18 protein-coding genes are annotated in these 19,186 nt (G+C 47.6%); 11 read left to right on the forward strand and 7 right to left on the reverse strand.

What is annotated here, in order from left to right; genetic code table 11:
• Position 1 precedes the first annotated feature (1 nt).
• Together uraH (D9A03_RS13075) and D9A03_RS13080 are read right to left on the reverse strand one after the other, a co-directional pair.
• Positions 2-355 (reverse strand): hydroxyisourate hydrolase, encoded by a 354-nt coding sequence (gene uraH / locus D9A03_RS13075; protein ID WP_120497607.1) that lies wholly within the window; start codon positions 353-355, stop codon positions 2-4.
• 214 nt (positions 356-569) lie between these two features.
• On the reverse strand, positions 570-1,502 hold the full coding sequence (locus tag D9A03_RS13080; protein WP_120497608.1) for a LysR family transcriptional regulator: 933 nt from the start codon (positions 1,500-1,502) through the stop codon (positions 570-572).
• 184 nt (positions 1,503-1,686) lie between these two features.
• Here D9A03_RS13080 and D9A03_RS13085 point away from each other — a divergent pair, with 184 nt between their 5' ends.
• The 10 genes from D9A03_RS13085 to D9A03_RS13130 all read left to right on the forward strand — a co-directional run bounded on the left by D9A03_RS13085 (position 1,687) and on the right by D9A03_RS13130 (position 12,528).
• Positions 1,687-2,616 (forward strand): LysR family transcriptional regulator, encoded by a 930-nt coding sequence (locus D9A03_RS13085; protein WP_216825468.1) that lies wholly within the window; start codon positions 1,687-1,689, stop codon positions 2,614-2,616.
• Positions 2,617-2,721: 105 nt separating this feature from the next.
• The gene (gene uraH, locus D9A03_RS13090) at positions 2,722-3,069 is read left to right on the forward strand and encodes a hydroxyisourate hydrolase (protein WP_120497609.1); all 348 of its coding nucleotides are present in this window, start codon (positions 2,722-2,724) and stop codon (positions 3,067-3,069) included.
• Positions 3,070-3,204: 135 nt separating this feature from the next.
• Positions 3,205-4,548, forward strand: coding sequence for a uracil-xanthine permease family protein (locus tag D9A03_RS13095; protein WP_120497610.1), 1,344 nt, complete (start codon positions 3,205-3,207; stop codon positions 4,546-4,548).
• Between the two features lie 23 nt (positions 4,549-4,571).
• Entirely contained in the window at positions 4,572-5,921 is a 1,350-nt protein-coding gene (locus D9A03_RS13100; protein WP_120497611.1) for an 8-oxoguanine deaminase, read from the forward strand.
• Between the two features lie 71 nt (positions 5,922-5,992).
• The gene (locus D9A03_RS13105) at positions 5,993-7,177 is read left to right on the forward strand and encodes a urate hydroxylase PuuD (protein WP_120497612.1); all 1,185 of its coding nucleotides are present in this window, start codon (positions 5,993-5,995) and stop codon (positions 7,175-7,177) included.
• A gap of 32 nt (positions 7,178-7,209) precedes the next feature.
• Positions 7,210-7,725: a 2-oxo-4-hydroxy-4-carboxy-5-ureidoimidazoline decarboxylase gene (gene uraD / locus D9A03_RS13110; protein WP_254055040.1), complete on the forward strand. Its 516-nt coding sequence runs from the start codon at positions 7,210-7,212 to the stop codon at positions 7,723-7,725.
• Positions 7,722-8,663 carry an allantoinase PuuE gene (puuE, locus tag D9A03_RS13115; RefSeq protein ID WP_120497613.1) on the forward strand — a complete coding sequence of 314 codons (942 nt, stop codon included), beginning with the start codon at positions 7,722-7,724 and terminating at the stop codon, positions 8,661-8,663. The genes uraD and puuE overlap by 4 nt, the downstream gene beginning before the upstream one ends.
• Positions 8,664-8,716: 53 nt before the next feature.
• Complete coding sequence (gene alc, locus D9A03_RS13120) at positions 8,717-9,718, forward strand: allantoicase (RefSeq protein WP_120497614.1); 1,002 nt, start codon at positions 8,717-8,719, stop codon at positions 9,716-9,718.
• Between the two features lie 16 nt (positions 9,719-9,734).
• Positions 9,735-10,253 carry an ureidoglycolate lyase gene (locus D9A03_RS13125; RefSeq protein WP_120497615.1) on the forward strand — a complete coding sequence of 173 codons (519 nt, stop codon included), beginning with the start codon at positions 9,735-9,737 and terminating at the stop codon, positions 10,251-10,253.
• 85 nt (positions 10,254-10,338) lie between these two features.
• A complete protein-coding gene (locus tag D9A03_RS13130) occupies positions 10,339-12,528 on the forward strand; it encodes a malate synthase G (protein WP_120497616.1) in 2,190 nt (729 codons plus the stop codon).
• Between the two features lie 67 nt (positions 12,529-12,595).
• Here the strand turns inward: D9A03_RS13130 and D9A03_RS13135 are convergent, their stop codons facing one another.
• The 5 genes from D9A03_RS13135 to dgcN all read right to left on the reverse strand — a co-directional run bounded on the left by D9A03_RS13135 (position 12,596) and on the right by dgcN (position 18,047).
• Positions 12,596-13,786, reverse strand: a complete 1,191-nt coding sequence (locus D9A03_RS13135; RefSeq protein ID WP_120497617.1) for a hypothetical protein — start codon at positions 13,784-13,786, stop codon at positions 12,596-12,598.
• Between the two features lie 150 nt (positions 13,787-13,936).
• A complete protein-coding gene (gene alr, locus D9A03_RS13140) occupies positions 13,937-15,088 on the reverse strand; it encodes an alanine racemase (protein ID WP_120497618.1) in 1,152 nt (383 codons plus the stop codon).
• 93 nt (positions 15,089-15,181) lie between these two features.
• On the reverse strand, positions 15,182-16,030 hold the full coding sequence (locus D9A03_RS13145) for a D-amino-acid transaminase (RefSeq protein WP_120497619.1): 849 nt from the start codon (positions 16,028-16,030) through the stop codon (positions 15,182-15,184).
• A gap of 41 nt (positions 16,031-16,071) precedes the next feature.
• A complete protein-coding gene (gene dgcA, locus D9A03_RS13150; protein ID WP_120497620.1) occupies positions 16,072-17,052 on the reverse strand; it encodes an N-acetyl-D-Glu racemase DgcA in 981 nt (326 codons plus the stop codon).
• On the reverse strand, positions 17,049-18,047 hold the full coding sequence (gene dgcN / locus D9A03_RS13155) for an N-acetyltransferase DgcN (protein WP_120497621.1): 999 nt from the start codon (positions 18,045-18,047) through the stop codon (positions 17,049-17,051). The genes dgcA and dgcN overlap by 4 nt, the downstream gene beginning before the upstream one ends.
• Before the next feature lie 499 nt (positions 18,048-18,546).
• Here dgcN and D9A03_RS13160 point away from each other — a divergent pair, with 499 nt between their 5' ends.
• On the forward strand, positions 18,547-19,011 hold the full coding sequence (locus D9A03_RS13160; protein ID WP_120497622.1) for an Lrp/AsnC family transcriptional regulator: 465 nt from the start codon (positions 18,547-18,549) through the stop codon (positions 19,009-19,011).
• Positions 19,012-19,186 lie beyond the last annotated feature (175 nt).

A 19,186-nucleotide genomic window follows, 5' to 3' on the forward strand; every position in this document is an offset into this window, starting at 1 on the left:
GTTAGCTCCCGCGATAGGTTGAATAGCCAAAAGGCGAAATAAGTAGGGGCACATGATAATGGGCATCTGGGTCAGCTATTCCGAAACGAATTGGAATTATATCAAGAAATAAAGGGTCGGGGAGGGGATCGTCTTGTGATTTCAGATAATCGCCGGCCATAAATCTCAGTTCGTATTGGCCAGTCGAAAATTCTGTGTCTTCTAGCAGAGGGCTGTTTGCGCGACCATCGTCGTTGGTTTGAACTCTTTTCACAAAATTGAAGCTTTCACCGTCGTGCTTCCAAAGCTCAATGGTCAAATCTTTGGCTGGTGTACCACGTGCGGTATCCAGTACATGCGTCGTCAGTCGCCCCATGCGACTTTACTCCCCTGAATGATATACAAAGTAATGGTATACTAAGTATCTTATCTGACTTTATGTGAATATCGCGTTTAGCCCCGGTAACGATGTTAGGCGGTAACAATGCTAACCGATAATGCTAGTGCTTTTTATTATTGCAAGCCAGTATGACAGTATTTTTGTGATCTAAAAAGAATAATGTTTAGATATCTGAGGTCTAAAAAAAGCATCATTTGATCGAGTGTTGTTTTAAATAATCAACAGCAAACTTTTCAAACATCTGAGTTGCGGGGGATGGTGCTCTGCTCGATTGTCTGATTAGCATCAGACGATCCATCGGCAGGTTTGTATCTGTGAGGGGCAGGAATGTAAGGGCGCCGGACCTCAGGTGATGTTCAATTCCCACACGAGTTTGAAAGGCGATGCACCGACCCTCCTGTGCCATGGCGGCCATAACTCTTAGCGAGTTTGCTTCCAGAATTGGCTTTCTTTGTTTGTGACTAGGGGTACTGATACCCTCCATTGCAGTATCAAGTGCAAGGCGCAGGCTGAGACCTTGAGCAGGATAGGCGTAAGGGTGTTCAAGACAATCGGCGAGGCTCACCTGTTTTTGTTTACTTAAGGGGTGGTCCGAAGATGCGATGGCCCCCACTTCAATACTTCTTTCGAAACCGATTTCCAGGCCATCAAGGGCGGAAGGGTTATATGTAAAGCCTAAATCTGCTTCGCGAGAATGCACCATTTCTGTCACAGCATCGGCGACAGTAACGGTCAGAAAGGTTTCAATGGATGGATAATGTTCTGAAAAGTCAGCCAGTATTTTCGGCAGAAGGTTCACGGAAACAGATTCAGCCGTCGCAATTCTGACGCGCCCCCGTTGCAGCCCGCGGAGTTCGTCAATAACGCCAAGTGCGTCTTCATAATCCCGCAATGATACTCTTGTTTGATTTAGCAGAACCTGTCCGGCTTCGGTCAGAACCATCGCGCGCCCGGTTCTTTCAAAAAGTGGCATGCCTAGTGCTTCTTCCAGCATCAGAATTTGTCTGTTCACGGCTGACGAGGCTATGTTCAATTCCCGTGCTGCTGCACGGATTGAGCCAGCTTCGGCAGTAGCTGCAAAATAGCGAAAGGCCGTAGAGACAAAAGCATTATCTATGCGCATGGAATGATCCGGCAGTTTTTATTATGAGATTTCATTCTTTGTCGGTTCTTATTGTGATCATCTTACCTTAGGCTATAAGAAAAGATGATCTTTTCAAACTGATTGTCTGGAATTACGCATTATTTATGTCAGTTACACATCTCGTATATTTATATAAGGTCTTACTTTTTGAGGAGAAGAATAGTTGAAAATTGAGCGTGCTCATACATTGTATTCTCCTGCCTTGCGTTACTTTGTGGCTGTTGCAGAATATGGATCTATTCGTGAAGCGGCCCGTCAGCTAAACATCGCCTCGTCAGCCGTGAACAGGCAAATTCTTAGCCTTGAAGAGGAGTTTGGGGTTCAGGTTTTTGAGCGTGTCGGTCGGGGCTTGCGTATTTCAGAAGCCGGAGAGCTATTGCTTGAGCATGCGCGAACTGTTTTGTCTGATTTTGAAGCTGTCAGTGAACAGCTGGATGATTTAAGGGGCGTCAAGCAGGGCATTGTTCGGGTTGCATCAGTTGAATCTGTCGCAGATGCTGTGTTACCGGATTTGACACAGAGCTTTCACGAAAGCTATCCCGGTATCACGCTGGAAGTTACGATAACGAGTTCAGAAAAAGTAAGCCGCATGGTTTCCTCGGCGGCGACACATATCGGTTTTACCTTTAACCCGCCAGACCATGATACCTTGCGTGAAATGGTGAGTTGGGAACTAAAGGTCGGGGCGGTTGTCGCACCTGGTCACCCTTTGGCCAAAAAGAATAAGTGTAAGTTTCAAGACTGTTTGAAATATCCTTTGGCTTTGCCTGCGGGAAACCTCTCTTTAGCCCGAATTATTGATGTGCCACTGAGTAAACTAAAATCAAAGCCTAAGTCATATATCAAAGCGAATTCCCTTCGTTTTATGCGGTCTATGGCGCGAAAATCCGATTATGTAACTTTTCAAACGGTACTTGGAATTGAGGCCGAGAGAAGGTCGGGATTACTGGCCCATATCGAACTTACGGATAAGGATATTCCCTGTGATCGGCTTGTTGTTTTAACCAACTCAACGCGCCAGCTTTCCCTGGCCCCCTCTATATTTGTCAAACACGCAGAGAAAGCGTTACGCGACTACATTTCATTTAATTGATCACTTTATAGCATCAGTGCGATCTAAAAAGACTTCTTTTGCGTTCACCTAGACTGCGACATACTGCCTCACATAATAATGAAAAAACTCTTCAGGGTGAGGCATATGGGATTTTTAACAACGCACGTACTGGATACAGCATCTGGTGTCGCTGCATCGGGATTGCGGATAGAGCTTTTCCGAGTTGGCGAAACTGTCCCATTGAAGGATGTAATTACAAACGAAGATGGACGTGTTGATGGTCCTATACTTGGGGAAAACGAATTTTCCAAAGGTAATTATGAACTTCACTTTCATGCTGGCGATTATCTGAAAAGTAGAGATCTTGTTCTTCCTGATCCGGCTTTCCTTGATGTGATTGTCATTCGTTTCGGCATTGCTGAAGCAGACCAGCATTATCACGTTCCCCTGTTGTTATCGCCATATGGCTATTCAACCTATCGCGGGAGCTAGCTTTAGAGCTGACTTAGTCGATAGTCTTTGGGATGATCGCTTTGACTTCTTTGAATTTTAAAGTGTTACGTCTCTGCAAAAGCCGGGATAAAAAAATAATATCCGGTTGGTTTAACCAACAGGGGGAAACCTGAAATGACTGAAGTAACCCATTCAAAAGATAATGAAGGAACCATTGATGCGGGAACTTTGAAAGACCCGGATTATTGTCCTCCTTTAAAGGAAGCTGTGCCATTAGGCTTGCAACATGTACTGGCAATGTTTGCTGGTAATGTCACTGTGCCGATTATTATCGCCGGAGTAGCCGGATTATCCGGTGGCGATAAAATATTCCTCATCCAAACGGCAATGTTTATTGCAGGGATTGCGACACTTATGCAAACCATCGGTATTGGTCCGATCGGTGCGCGTTTACCTATTGTACAGGGTACAAGTTTTGCCTTCATTCCTATTATGATCCCTATTGTGAAAACGGCAGGGCTCGGAGCACTTTTTGCATCAGCTGCAATCGGCGGTGTTTTCCATTTTGTCCTGGGGACTTTTATTGGTCGTATTCGCGGGATTTTACCGCCACTGGTAACAGGAATTGTGGTTCTTTCTATTGGTTTGGCCCTGATCCCTGTTGGTATTAAATATGCTGCGGGTGGTGCGGGGAAGGTTCCTGACTTTGGGGCATGGCATCATATTTTTCTTGCTGTTACCGTTATTATTGTAACTCTTGGCGTGAAATTCATGACCAAAGGATTTCTTTCGGCTTCGGCAGTTCTTATTGGCTTGGTTGTTGGGTATCTCATTGCGATTCCTATGGGGATGGTTGATTTTGGTCGCGTTGGTTCTGCGGACTGGTTTGCTGTTCCTTCTCTGTTGCAGTACGGCTTTGAAATAAATACTGCGGCGGTCATGGGAATGCTTTTGATTTCTGTGGTCAGTGCCATTGAAACCGTCGGTGACATTTCCGGAATTACAACAGGTGGCGCTGGCCGGGAAGCGACAGATAAAGAGCTCGCTGGCGGAACGATAGCTGATGGTCTGGGAACAGTTGTCGGTGCTCTTTTCGGGGCAATGCCTAATACATCCTATAGTCAAAACGTCGGGCTGGTTGCTTTAACAGGCGTGATGAGCCGACATGTGGTAACATGCGGTGCAATCTTTCTGATTGTCGCAGGTCTGTTTCCAAAAATTGGTGCGGTGATTTCCGTTATGCCCAATGCTGTGCTGGGCGGTGCATCAATTATTATGTTTGGCATGATTGCCGGGGCGGGGCTCAAGTTGTTGTCCATGACGGCTTTAACGCGTCGTGATATGGTGATTATTGCGGTTTCTTTGGGGATTGGCCTAGGACTCAAATCTGTACCAGAGGCTGTGGCCGCAATGCCTGCAACAGCCAAGATACTCTTAACGTCCGGTTTGGTTCCTGCGGCATTTCTGGCAATTGTCCTGAACCTGATTATTCCAAAAGACGCTTCGGACCAAGCATAAGAGCACTGGACGAATAGAACCATATGAAAACTCTGTTGATAAAAAACGCGCGTGTTCTTGTGACGATGGACGAGAACCGCAGAGAGCTAAAGGATGGTGCTCTCTACGCCGTGGATGGTGTTATCAAGGCTGTGGGGTCTGCTGATGAACTTCCCCGCCAAGCTGACACTGTTCTTGATCTGAGGGATCATATCGTTCTTCCCGGACTTGTGAACACGCACCATCATCTTTATCAATCCCTGACCAGAACATTTGCCCAGGATGAACCACTTTTTCCGTGGTTACAGTCGCTTTATCCTGTTTGGTCTCACTTGACACCGGATGCAATCAAGGTTTCGGCTCAGGTGGGCATTGCGGAACTTTTATTATCTGGCTGTACGACCACTAGCGATCATCTCTACCTTTTCCCCAACGGTAGTCGTCTTGATGATTCAATTGAAGGGGCAATGGAAATGGGCATCCGTTTCCATGCCACGCGGGGATCAATGTCTGTTGGCGAAAGCGATGGAGGATTACCGCCTGATAGTCTTGTGGAAAATGAGACGGCAATTTTAAAAGACAGCCAACGTCTTATTGAAACCTATCACGATGCGTCCGAAGGATCGCGGCTTCGCATTTCTTTAGCGCCTTGTTCGCCGTTTTCTGTCTCGCAGGATTTGATGCGGGAAACAGCTATCCTTGCCCGTTCAATGGGGGTGGGACTGCACACACACTTGGCTGAAAATGTCGAAGATATTGCGTTCAGTAAGGAAAGATTTGGTCTGACGCCCGGTGAATACGCACAGGAACTGGGGTGGATTGGCGATGATGTCTGGCACGCGCATTGCGTTCAGTTGAACCCGGACGAGATTTCTCTTTTTGCCCGAAGTGGAACTGGTGTTGCCCATTGCCCTTGCTCAAACATGCGTTTGGGGTCTGGTATTGCACCTGTTCGTGAAATGTATGACGCAGGAGTAAAAGTTGGCCTAGGTGTCGATGGATCAGCATCAAACGATAGTGGACATCTTTTGGCAGAAGCAAGACAGGCGATGCTCTTGCAGCGTGTTAAACACGGTGCGCGCGGGATGAAAATTCGCGAAGCAATTGAAGTCGCGACTGTTGGCGGCGCACGTGTTCTAAACCGTAATGACGTTGGCATTCTGGCACCGGGCTATCAAGCTGATTTTGCAGCTTTCAAATTAGACCCGCTTTATCATTCCGGTGCTGAGCTAGACCCTGTCGCTGGTTTGATGCTCTGCACCCCTGCGAATGCAAACTATACCGCGGTCGGTGGCGAGTTATTAGTCAAGGAGGGCAAAATCACCCGACTTGATATGCAGCCTCTTTTACAAAAACACAGACACATTGCTGTGGATCTCGCCAACAAAGCGTAATAGATCCCACAGAAAATAAGAAATGAAAGCGCGGTATAGCGCGTGAAATACGTCAGGAAGGATGAACTCTAATGGAATCATTTGCAGCAGATTGGCTGAACCTGCTTTTTCGCTGGGCTCACTTGATTGCAGGTGTTGGCTGGATCGGAACATCCTTTTATTTCATAGGATTGGACCTGTCCCTTCGTAAACGTGAAGGCTTGGACAAGGATGTTTATGGATCTGCGTGGCAGGTGCATGGTGGCGGTTTTTATAACGTTGAAAAATATCTCGTCGCACCGAAAAAACTGCCTGATGATCTGGTTTGGTTTAAATGGGAAGCTTACCTGACATGGGTGACAGGCTTTGCTCTTTTGGTTGTGCAATACTATTACAACGCCAGTTCCTATCTGATTGACCCTAGTGTAATGGCACTGGAACCATGGCAGGCAATCTCTATTTCGGTTGCCAGCTTGATTGGAGGGTGGCTGATCTATGATGGAATTTGCCGTTCTCCCCTCGGGAAAAACACAAGCGTTCTGGCTGTTTGTCTCTTTATCCTGATTATGGCGGCGAGCATTCTCTTTAGCCATGTTTTCTCTGGTCGGGGGGCGTTGATCCATGTGGGTGCCTTTGTTGGCACGATTATGGCGGTGAATGTATTCGGGATTATTATTCCCAATCAAAAGAAGGTTGCCGCCACCCTCATGCGCGGGGAAGAACCCGAAGCCCGTTTTGGCATTATGGGCAAACAGCGATCTGTGCATAATAACTACCTGACCTTGCCAGTGCTTCTGATGATGGTCAGTAACCACTATCCAATGCTGACAGGTCATCCGCACAGCTGGTTACTGGTTGCCCTGATCCTGATTATTGGCGGGGCTGTTCGTCATTTGCTGAACCGTCACGAAGCCGGGGATACTTTCAAACAGTTAGCCTGGACCTTTCCGGTCGCGGGTGTGGGGGTAATCGTTGCCATGATCATGACAGCCCCCGTTGAACGTGATTATGGATCTGATCGGGTGGCTGATACAGTGGTCATGGACATCATTCAAACCCATTGCACAACCTGCCATGCAACCAAGCCTAGCGTAGATTGGGTGGAAGAAGCGCCACAGGGAGTAAAGCTTGAAAACATTGCGGATATCAAGCGTTACCTCGATCGTATCAAGGCGCAATCTGTTGATAGCGATGCCATGCCGCTTGGGAATGAAACGGGCATGACAGAGGAAGAACGAACAACACTGGGGGCTTGGATTGCCCAAAATAGAGAGTGAAAGCTGAATAACAAAATGTATGAGAACGTTAAATGACAGTTAGCTATTCACTGGACACTGTAAACGCAATGTCAGACCGGGACTTCGTTAAAGCCTTTGGCGATATTGCCGAGCATTCTCCCTGGGTTGCGGAGGGGGCGGGAAGCCACCGTCCTTTCCAAAGCCGGGAAGAAATGATCACCTGCTTTGCAGAAGTTATGCAAGCGGCTAATGACGAAACACAACTGGCCTTAATTCGTGCGCACCCGGATCTGGCTGGAAAGGCTGCTTTATCGGGGGAATTGACGGAAGATTCCAAAAACGAACAGGCAGGTGTTGGGCTTGACCAGTTGAGCGAGGATGAGTTTGGACGTTTTACTGATTTAAACAAATGCTATCTGGATCGATTTGGTTTTCCCTTTATTTTTGCGGTCAAGGGGGCAACGAAGTTTATGATACTGGATGCCTTTGTTGAGCGTCTGGAAAATGACCAGGCCAAAGAGTTTGAAACAGCTCTGCAACAGATTGCGCGTATTATACGCTTTCGGCTAGAGGACAGAGTAGGATGAGCAGTTCTGATTATTCCCCTAACGATTTAAAAGGCTATCCCAGAGACCTTGTTGGCTATGGTAATACCAGACCGACCGTTGTCTGGCCGGGGAAAGCCCGTGTGGCCGTACAGTTTGTTCTTAACTACGAAGAGGGCGGGGAGAACTGTGTGTTGCATGGTGATCCCGTATCGGAAACTTTTTTATCCGAAATCATCGGGGCCGCTGCCTTTGAAGGCGCACGGCACATGTCCATGGAATCAATCTATGAATATGGATCTCGTGCCGGCGTCTGGCGCATTCTAAAGTTGTTTAAAGAACGGAATATTCCGATCACGCTCTTTGCTGTTGCCATGGCGATGGAACGCCACCCAGCGGTAATTGAAGCCGCGATGAAAGACGGGCATGAAATCTGTAGCCATGGCTATCGCTGGTTCAACTATCACGGTATGTCGCGCGAAGAAGAGCGCGAACATATGCAAAAGGCGATTGAGATTCAAAAGCGCATTACGGGGGAGCGTCCGTTGGGCTGGTACACGGGCCGAACATCTGAACATACGCGCGAGCTGGTCGCGGAAGAGGGCAGCTTTATCTATGACGCCGATGATTATTCTGACGATTTGCCGTTCTGGTCGAGAATTATTGATAAACCGCATCTGGTAGTTCCCTATACGCTCGACAGTAATGATATGCGTTTTGCCTCTGCACAGGGCTTTAATACCGGTGATCACTTCTTCGCTTACCTGAAAGATGCGTTTGATACGCTTTACGAAGAAGGTGCAGAAGAACCCAAAATGATGTCGATTGGATTGCATTGCCGTTTGATTGGTCGTCCTGGGCGTTTTGCCGGGCTGAAGAAATTTGTCGATTACATTCAATCACACGATCACGTCTGGTGTGCGCGCCGTATTGATATCGCCAATCACTGGATTAAAAATCATCCCGTTACGGGATCTTGATATTGTTGCCACACAAGGGATTAACCTTGATGGGATTTAAAGGCTGGAAATAAATGAGTAATTCTGAACTGGAAAAATACGCTGCTAAATATGTGAACCTTGCCTCGCCAAAATTTGGCACACAGGTGGTCTCGGCAACTGATGAATTCTTTGCTGCCAAGGAACGTATGATCGCCGATAGTGATGCGATTTTTATCGAAGATAAATTTGATGATCATGGTAAGTGGATGGATGGATGGGAAACCCGCCGCCGCCGGGGTGGTGGGCATGATCATTGTTTGATCCGGTTAGGGGCCAGAGGAACCATCCGCGGGGTTGATATTGATACCTCTCACTTTACGGGAAATTACCCGCCTGCAGCATCAATAGAAGCCTGTGTTTCGGTTGATGAGCCTGACGAAAACACTGAATGGGTCGAAATCGTTCCGGCAACATCGTTGGGGGCCTCTGCCCATCACTTTGTAAAGGTCGAGGACGAAACACCCTATAACTGGTTGCGTTTGCATATCTATCCCGATGGCGGTGTGGCTCGGTTACGTGTTTATGGTGAACCTTTTTGTGATTGGGATGGTCGTGATGCCACAGGCGTTCATGAGCTCTCTGCTCTGATCAATGGTGGTCGTGTTGTGGGCTATAACGACGCGCATTATGGCAATGTCTGGTCGTTATTGACGGCTGGACGCGGTGTTGACATGGGCGATGGTTGGGAAACCCGCCGCCGCCGTGAACCCGGTCATGACTGGATCGTTGTTGCTTTGGGCCATGCGGGAACAGTTGATAAAATTGAAGTAGATACCGCGCATTTCAAAGGGAATTTCCCTGATAGCTGTTCTATCTGTGCTGCACACGTGAGTGAAGGAACAGATGAGTCCATCATCACCCAATCCATGTTCTGGGACGAACTCTTACCGCAACAGAAACTACAGGCAGATAATATTCATATCTTTGATAGTGAACACTTCAGTTCTTCAAAGCCAATTACACATGTACGCCTGAATATTTTCCCGGATGGGGGCATTTCCCGATTACGTATTTTCGGCAGGTTGGCTAAATAGCAGCGTGGATAATCCAATGACGTCAAAGCCCCTCGAAATTCGCCCTGAACCCTTGACCAAAGAGGTCTTTGCCCCCTTTGGTCAAGTAATCGAAGTGGATTATGACAAGAGCTACCTGATTAATGAGGGGACGACCCGTCGTTTTCATGATCTGGCACAGGCTGATGTTAAAGATGGGGAGGGCGAGGCTATTCTCTCCATCTTTCGCGGAACGCCTAGACCCTTGCCGATAGCTATTTCCATGATGGAACGTCATCCTCTGGGGTCACAAGCCTTTGTGCCCATGCAGTCCGCATTATGGTTGATCGTGGTGTGTGAGGGCGAGGTGCCAACGCCTGCGGGTTGTCGTGCCTTTATTGCTTCCGGAAGTCAGGGTGTTCAATACGCGAAAAATGTCTGGCATCATCCCTTGTTGGTTCTGGAACCGGCACAGGATTTCCTGATTGTGGATCGCAAAGGTCCGGCGGATGAGGGCGCTGCCAATCTGGAAGAACACTGGTTCGAGGGAACAGGAGCTATTCTGAGAATTCCTTAATCGCCTCTTTGTAAAGTTACCATATGATGGGCCTAGTAGAATTAGTTGCTCACCATTTTAAATCATTAGACTGGAATAGATAACAATGACTGATCGCATTAAGGTCGGCGCGCTGCAAATTGATAAAACGCTACATAACTTTGTGAATAACGAAGCCCTGCCCGGAACAGGTGTTGCCCCTGATGATTTCTGGGCGGGTATGAATGACTTGTTACAAGATCTGATGCCGGAAAATGCAAAGCTGCTTGCACGACGGACAGAGTTGCAAAGCCAGTTGAATGACTGGCACCGAACGCACCCCGGCCCGATTACTGATCATGCTGCCTATAAATCTTTTCTGGAGGAAATCGGTTATCTTGTGCCAGAAGGCGCAGACTTTGCAATTGAAACGACCAATGTGGATGAGGAAATAACCTCTGTCGCCGGGCCACAGCTTGTGGTGCCTGTCATGAATGCGCGTTATGCACTCAATGCAGCCAATGCCCGTTGGGGCAGTCTGTACGATGCGCTCTATGGCACCGATGCAATTCCGGAAACAGACGGCGCAGAAAAGCAGACTGCGTTTAACCCGGTTCGTGGGCAAAAGGTCATTGACTGGGCCAGGAATTTTCTGGATCAGGCCGCGCCGCTGAACGGTGGCTCTCATAAAGATGTTGTTTGTTATCAGGTTGACGCTGGAAAGCTGGTGGCGACACTGGAAAATGGTCAGCGTGCCAGCCTTTCCGAGGCGGCTGAATACAGAGGTTATCGAGGTGATCTCAATACCGCCTTTGGTCTTTTGATCCGTCACAATGGATTGCATCTGGAAATTTCCGTTGATCGTAATCATCCCATTGGCAAGACCGATTCGGCGGGTGTTGCCGATGTTATTGTCGAGGCTGCGCTTTCGACCATAATGGATTGCGAAGATTCCGTCGCTGCGGTTGATGCAGAGGAAAAGGTCGCTGTCTATCGTAACTGGCTTGGCCTGATGCGCGGTGATCTATCCACCGATCTGAAAAAGGGCGGTAAGACCATCACCCGTCGATTAAAGTCTGATCGGGTTTATCAGACGAACACGGGCGAAAGTCTCACCTTGCAGGGGAGGAGCCTGATGCTGGTGCGTAATGTCGGTCATCTCATGACCAATCCGGCTATTCTGGTTGGGGATGACGCCCGCGAAGTCCCCGAAGGCCTGATGGATGCCATGATCACAGCGGTTATTGCCAAGCACGATCTACAGAAATCTTCTGATCCTGATGAAGCTTCATTACGCAACAGCCGGACAGGCTCTGTCTATATCGTGAAACCTAAAATGCACGGGCCTGACGAAGTGGCTTTTGCTGACAAGATCTTCACCAAGGTTGAAAACCTCTTGGGGCTGAAACGCCATACTCTTAAAATCGGTATTATGGATGAAGAACGCCGGACCACGCTGAATTTAAAAGAAGCAATCCGCGCCGCCAAACACCGGGTTTTCTTTATCAATACGGGCTTCCTTGATCGCACAGGCGATGAAATTCACACAGCCATGGAAGCTGGCCCCATGATCCGCAAGGGCGATATGAAAAACGCCGCGTGGATCAAGGCCTATGAAGACTGGAACGTGGATATCGGCCTTGCCTGTGGCCTCAGTGGTAAAGCACAGATTGGCAAGGGTATGTGGGCCATGCCGGATCTGATGGCGAACATGCTGGATCAAAAATCCGGCCATCCCCAAGCGGGCGCAAACACGGCTTGGGTGCCGTCGCCCACGGCGGCAACGCTCCACGCAACCCACTATCACGCCATCAATGTCTTTGATCGCCAAAAGGAGCTGGCACAAAGAAAACGTGCCTCCCTCAACGACTTGATCTCGGTCCCCGTTGCCAAAGACACCAATTGGTCACCTGATGAGGTACAACACGAACTGGATAACAACGCCCAAGGTATCCTCGGTTATGTTGTCCGTTGGGTCGATCACGGTGTGGGTTGTTCCAAAGTCCCCGATATCAATAACATCGGCCTGATGGAAGATCGCGCAACCCTGCGCATTTCCTCTCAACACATAGCCAACTGGCTCCATCACGGCATCTGCACCGAAGCCCAAGTCATGGAAACCATGAAACGCATGGCAACCGTCGTCGACGGACAGAATGCAGATGACCCAACCTACAAGCCAATGGCCGATGATTTTGACACCTCACTCGCCTTTCAGGCCGCTTGTGATCTGGTGTTAAAAGGCGCTATGCAACCGTCGGGGTACACGGAACCGATTTTGCATGCGAAGAGATTGGAGTTGAAAGTAAAGGTTTGATTTACGGTATGTATGGATTGGGGACACTCATTTAACAAAATTGTTATAAGAATATTTGCACTTTTATCTATGCATTATTTTTTGATTCTAAATGGAAATCTATGTGGAAAACTTTTTGGCCTGTTTCTTCAACGATGCAATTCGCAGATTTTAGTTCTGAAGTTGGTGTGGTGTGTTCAAATTGTTCAATAAATTCCTTAAGGACGGCTACTGCTAATTTATTCGTAGGCTTTGTTCCTGGAACCTTTATGCGCAGAGTGTTTGTCTCGTCAAAACCATACTCTGGAATTTGATGTTTGAATTCAACTTTCATCGTCATAATTGCTCCTACATTTATAGCATTTTCATAGTGTTTTTTTATAAAATCATTGTTGAACATGAGGGAGGCGGCTTTTTGGGATATTGCCATTAAGATGTCTAGAGTGAAAAAGCATAGAGTTTTGGCTTTGTCTTGTTTATCAGCTTGCCAATTATCTTTACGTTTTATATTGCCATGAAAGTAAAAACCCCGCATATCGACTAGATGCTCTATTATAGTTTTTACGCTTGGTGATTCTACTAACAATTTTAAAGTTTTATCATCGTTTGTTGATGTTTTTCTATGTGGGCTATAAGGGTTTTGGAGTGCTGATTTAACAGCTTCAGTAAAATTTTTGTCCTCTGTTAATTGTTCTTTTAATTGTTTGGATTTGAATTTTCCATTTCCATATAGAGTTTCGATTAGTAAAAACGAATAACGAAAAGAATCAATGTATCTTTTTTCAAATGCTGTTGAACGAGCAATTTGAAGAAAAGTTGCTTCTAACTGTGGAGAATCCCCTCTTTCGGCGGCCATGATTGCGCGTGTGAAGAGGTCAAATGGAATTATTGTTGGAAAGTTATTTTCGTTTTTTTTGTATGAAGTAATTTTTAACTGTGCTGCTTCTTCCTTGTTTTCTGGCTCATATTGGCTTTCTACTTCATCAATTAAAATATTAACATCAAAATAACATTGGAGGAAGTAGAAAGCTTTTCTTAGTTGCATGAGCACAATATTTTTCAATGCGTCACTCGCATTTATAGAGCATTTTGCAATACTATCGGCATTCATACTTATTGTTGGTGCTAACTCTATTGACTGCTTATGGAAAGTTGTTTTGAACGCAATAATTTTACTATCTTTTGATATAAGTTCTAAGTCACCGCCTAAAATTTTTATTGGCCAATGATCTTGAATTTGGATTGGTTTTTGAAGGTTAATAATATATGTGACGCGCATAAACTAGACAGCTCCTCTTAGCCCCGTGCTTATAGGTTGATTGAGGTAGTGAAAGAAATTCAAGATACTATCTAGCTATAGTTTATCAGCATTTTTGAGTTGAAAAATGATTATTAAATAGAGATATGAGATATTGAAGCATATACAATCCTAAACATACTTCCTAACCGCTCGACCACTCACCCTTGTGAACAGTTCATAGGCGGAAGTTCCGGCCATGGCGGCGGCGTTTTCGACGGGGCTGTGATTGCCGAATATTTCGACCATGGAGCCGATTGCGCGGGCTTCTTTGGGGACTGTTGTCAGGTCGATGGTGATCATGTCCATGGAAACGCGACCAAGGATCGGGGCTTTGTAGCCGTTGATGGTGACTTGATGTCCTTCTTTGCTATCGGGTTTGAACAAGGCGCGCATGACACCGTCTGCGTAGCCGCAAAGGATCACACCGATGGTACTGTTTCTATCCAGCTCTGTTGCGCCGTAGCCCACGGCTTCGCCTGCTTTTAATTCTTTAACCTGTGCCAATGGTGCGGCAAAGGTTGCCACGGGTTTTAGGCGCGATCCCCGATTTTCATAATAGTGCGGGTCATGCCCGTAGAGACCGATACCCGGACGGACGAGGTCAAAATGATACTCTGCGCCAAGGAAGATCCCGGCGGTATTCGCAAGGCTGGCTGGCGTGTTCGGGAACGCAGCGCGAACGTGTTTGAAGGATTCCAGTTGTTGCTGGTTATGATTGGACTGCTGTTCATCTGCACTGGAAAGGTGGCTCATGACCAGCTTGAGATCCAGCTTGTTGAGCCGTGATCTGTTCTCAAGAAGTTGTTCGAGATCCTGCGTTGATAGTCCTAGGCGATTGATCCCGGTTTCAAAATGTAGCGCGGCAGGGGCTGCCTTGTCATTTTCTGCAATCCATAGGTCAATGCCCTCGAGATCATAAAGGCAGGGGATAAGGTGATATTCTCTCAATAACGCGGTATCAAGGCTGAGATAGGGGGACAGTACATATATTACCGCCTTGGGGAACAGCGCGCGTAGCTTTACACCTTCACCGACCAGCGCAACGAAGAAAGTTTTGCACCCTTCTGCCCAAAGGGCCTCGGCTATGCGCTCGTACCCCATGCCATAGGAATTGGCCTTGAGTACCCCGGCACAGCTGCTGCCACTCTGATCTACTGTATCACGAAGAGTTTTGAAGTTTGACACCACAGCGCCGAGATCAACAGTTAACCGTGGGCTGGTGCCTGAAAACGTGACATTGTTTGGGGGGCGGGACTGGTTCTGGGATTGGGGGTGGGTCATGTTGCTCTTTGCGCCCAGAGGAAAAGTGAATTGGGAAGATTATAGGGACTGCCGTCTTTAAGAGCAGCCCCTATATTCATTAGTATATCAAACTTAACTGGCGAGGGCCTGCTCGATATAGAGCTGACGCAACCGCTTGGTCAGTGCACCCGGTTTGCCATCGCCAATTTTCTCGCTATCGAGGGAAACAACGGGTGTTACAAAGGTGGTGGCAGAGGTCACAAAAGCTTCTGCAGCATTGCGTACTTCATCCAGTGTAAAGGGGCGCTCTTCCACTTCCATATCGGCTTCGTTGGCAAGGGAAAGGACGGCGCGACGGGTAATGCCGTGCAGGATTTCATTACCCAAATGACGGGTAATGATTTTGCCTTCCTTGCTGATGATATAGGCGTTGTTTGAACTGCCTTCGGTCACAAAACCATCTTCGTACATCCACGCATCATCCGCACCTGCAACCACGGCGGCCTGTTTGGCAAGGGCAGGGGCCAAGAGGCCAACGGTTTTGATATCGCGACGCTGCCAGCGAATATCTGGAACCGAGATCACGGCAAGGCCGCGTTCCGCAGAAGGGCTGTTCAACAGATTTTTTTCCTGTGTAAACATCACCAGTGACGGGGTGGCATCTTTTGGGAAGGAAAATTCACGATCTGCGGCACCACGGGTGATTTGCAGATATAAACCGCCTTCTTTCAGATCGTTTTGTTTGATCAGCTCGTTTTGAATGGTCACGATTTCATCCATGGAAACCGGGCTGGTCATCTGTAGCTCATCCAATGAACGCTGTAGACGGACAAGGTGCGCTTCGTTGTCGATTAAACGCCCTTCCAAGACGGTTGAAACTTCATAAACGCCATCTGCAAATAGAAATCCACGATCAAAAACCGAAATCTTGGCATCTTCTTCGGGCAGGAAAGACCCGTTTACATAAACTGTTCTGCTCATATCTTTTGTTCCTAAACCTTTTAAAGCAACCCTATAGGGTCTTATCCCCAGAGTTCTTTTTCAGGCGGGGCAATTTCGACACCAGTGAAAACAAGACCGGGTTCACAATCTTCTGACAACAACAACGGCGCGTCCAGATCAACAACCTTGCTACCTTGAGCCACAACCATTGCCGGTGCCATAGCAAGGGAAGACCCCAGCATACAACCGGTCATGATTTCAAAACCGAGTTTTTCAGCTTCCTGTTTCATGGCAAGAGCTTCGGTCAGGCCACCGGTTTTATCCAGCTTGATGTTGATCATGTCGTACTTGCCAACAAGCTTGGGTAAAGAGGCTCGGTCGTGACAGGACTCATCGGCGCAAATTGTGATCGGACGATCCAGCTCCTTGAGCAGATCATCATCGCCTGCCGGGAAAGGTTGTTCAATCATTTCAACGCCTAGTTCGGCCAGTGCAGGTACGATTGCTTCGTACACCTCTTTGGTCCAGGCTTCGTTGGCATCTACCACGATACGCGCCGTCGGATGACCTTTGCGCACAGCGGCAACACGGGCCAAATCACCTTCGCCGCCCAGCTTGAGCTTTAGAAGGGGCTTGTCCTGATTGTCACGAGCATCCTGTTCCATTGTCTCCGGATCGGAAAGGGACAGCGTATAAACCGTTGTTGCGGGTTCCATAGGAATACCAGCAATTTCCCAAGCCCGTTTGCCAGTCTTCTTGGCTTCCAGATCCCAAAGGGCCGCATCAACGGCAAAGCGCCCGGCACCTGCGGGCATAGTTGATTGTAGTTCTGCCCGTGTCATGCCCGCTTCGAGAGCTGGCAGGATTTCATTGATCTGGGCTGTTACAGATTCCACAGACTCACCATAGCGAGGGTAGGGAACGCATTCGCCCTGTGCCTTGATGCCGTCTTCTTCGATATAAACGTTGAGAACGACAGCTTCGGTCTTGGACCCGCGGGATATGGTAAAAGACCCGCGGATTGGCCAAGGCGTTGAAGAGATGGTTACCTTGCGGTTCATGACAGGTTATCCACGATGGCGGCAACACCAGTACGCACAGGATCAACAGTCGGCAGGCCGAATTCTTCTTCTGTTTTTGCTAAATAGGCTTTGGCTTCTTCTTCGCTCAATTTTGATGTGTTGACTGCGATACCAACAAATTTTGCATCTTTGTTGGTCAGTTTTGCGGCGGCAAGGTTTGCTTCCATACATTCCTTGATCGATGGCAGGCTAAAGTCAGGAAGACCGCGCATGTGTGTACGTGTGGGTTCGTGGCAAAGGACCAGTGCATCAGGCTGTGATCCATGGATCAGACCAAGTGTTACGCCAGCAAAAGAGGCATGGAACAAAGAACCCTGACCTTCGATGATATCCCAGTGATCATCATCATTGGCTGGTGCGTGTGTTTCTACAGAACCGGAAATAAAGTCAGCCGCCACGGCATCTACAGAAACACCGTCCCCGGTAATCAGGATACCGGTTTGGCCTGTGGCCCGGAAATCAGCCTTAACACCACGTGCGCGCAATTCTTTTTCAATGGCAAGTGTGGAATACATTTTACCGCAAGAGCAATCTGTTCCCACGGCAAGCAGGCGCTTTCCTGAACGTTTTGTTCCTGTTGCAACCGGGTAACTGCGGGATGGATGACGCACATCGTGAATTTCACGGCCCAGACGTTTTGCGGCTTCTGCCAGTTCGGGAACATCTGCAAGTTTGTTGTGAAGACCTGCTGCCAAATCAAGGCCCGCTTCCATCGCTTCTATCAGGGCCTGTACCCAGGTTGCATCAATAACGCCGCCGCGATTGGCAACACCGACAACCATGCTTTTGGCACCCTTGGCAACAGCTTCGGCGGGTGTCATGTCGGTTAGTCCCAGATCTGCATTACAGCCATCAAGACGAAGCTGACCAACACAGTTTTCCGGACGCCAGTCTTTGACGCCTTGGGCGACCTTGGCGGCAAGGGGATCAGCGGCATTGCCGAGAAAGAGAAGATAAGGTGTTTTAATGCTCATACTTGTTACTCCCTCAATGCACCATTTTTGATGCAAAGTTTTGTTCTTGTGCCCTTTGTGACGGTCTGTTGCGACTGTCCTGGACGGCTACTGGAAGCTACTCTTGTGTGATTATCCCGGATATCCCCAAGCGCCTGGCCCGGAGACCCCCAAGCCCTTGGATAGTCATCCCTCATTTGGATCAAGAATCCTAACCACGAGCGAGAATTCATTCCGAGAACTCATTCAAAGACAGAATAGACTTCTTTTTCGAACCTTCAACCAATGTCTTACTGAACCCCGGAAATTCAGGCTGGAAATTCGGGCCAGAAATTCGGGCCAGAAATTCGGGTGTGATATTTGGGTGATCACTGCTATGACAGTTTGTATTACTGGTATCGGTCAATTTTGAGAATATTATGACAAAATTGATCTCGAAATTGTTCCTAAAATTTAGTATATGTGATTTTAATTTTTGAATTTTATTTCTATATATCACGTAAAATCAGGAAAATATTCGATGGATAAGATTGATGTGAAAATTCTTACAGCTATTCAAAAAGATTGCAGGATACCAATCGCAGCCTTGGCTGATGAAGTTGGTTTATCTCCTTCTGCCTGTCATCGTCGTGTGAAAATTTTGGAAGCCGATGGCCAGATTGCTGGCTATGTGGCTCGGTTGGATCCCAAAGCTTTGGGCTATTCAATTGAAATTTTCATGGAGATAACCCTGACCTCGCAAAGTGAAGAGGCCTTTGAAAAATTTGAGACAGCTGTGAAGGCCACACCAGAAATCTCGGAATGTTATTTTATGGCAGGGCAGGCTGATTATTTGATGCGAATTGTTGCAAAGAATGTTGCCGACTATGAACGTATTCATAGATCGGCATTATCTCGTTTGCCGGGGGTGGCACATATGCAATCGAACTTTACCCTGCGCACGGTTCGTCCATGGCGTGGGTATCCGGTTGGTGATGATCTATAGAAAGCTCATCATTATTTGTTGCTGCACGTAATACCAACTGGCGATAACCATCAAACAAAGAAATTACAATGAACTGCTGTTAACCATAAAATAACGTAATAAAATACCGAACTCTATATAGTTTTCTGATTTTAAATTGCTCATTTCAAAGTCGCGAAATAATAAAAAATTTATC

The organism is Kiloniella sp. EL199, assembly GCF_900313065.1.
In the GTDB taxonomy this organism is placed as follows: Bacteria; Pseudomonadota; Alphaproteobacteria; order Kiloniellales; family Kiloniellaceae; genus Kiloniella.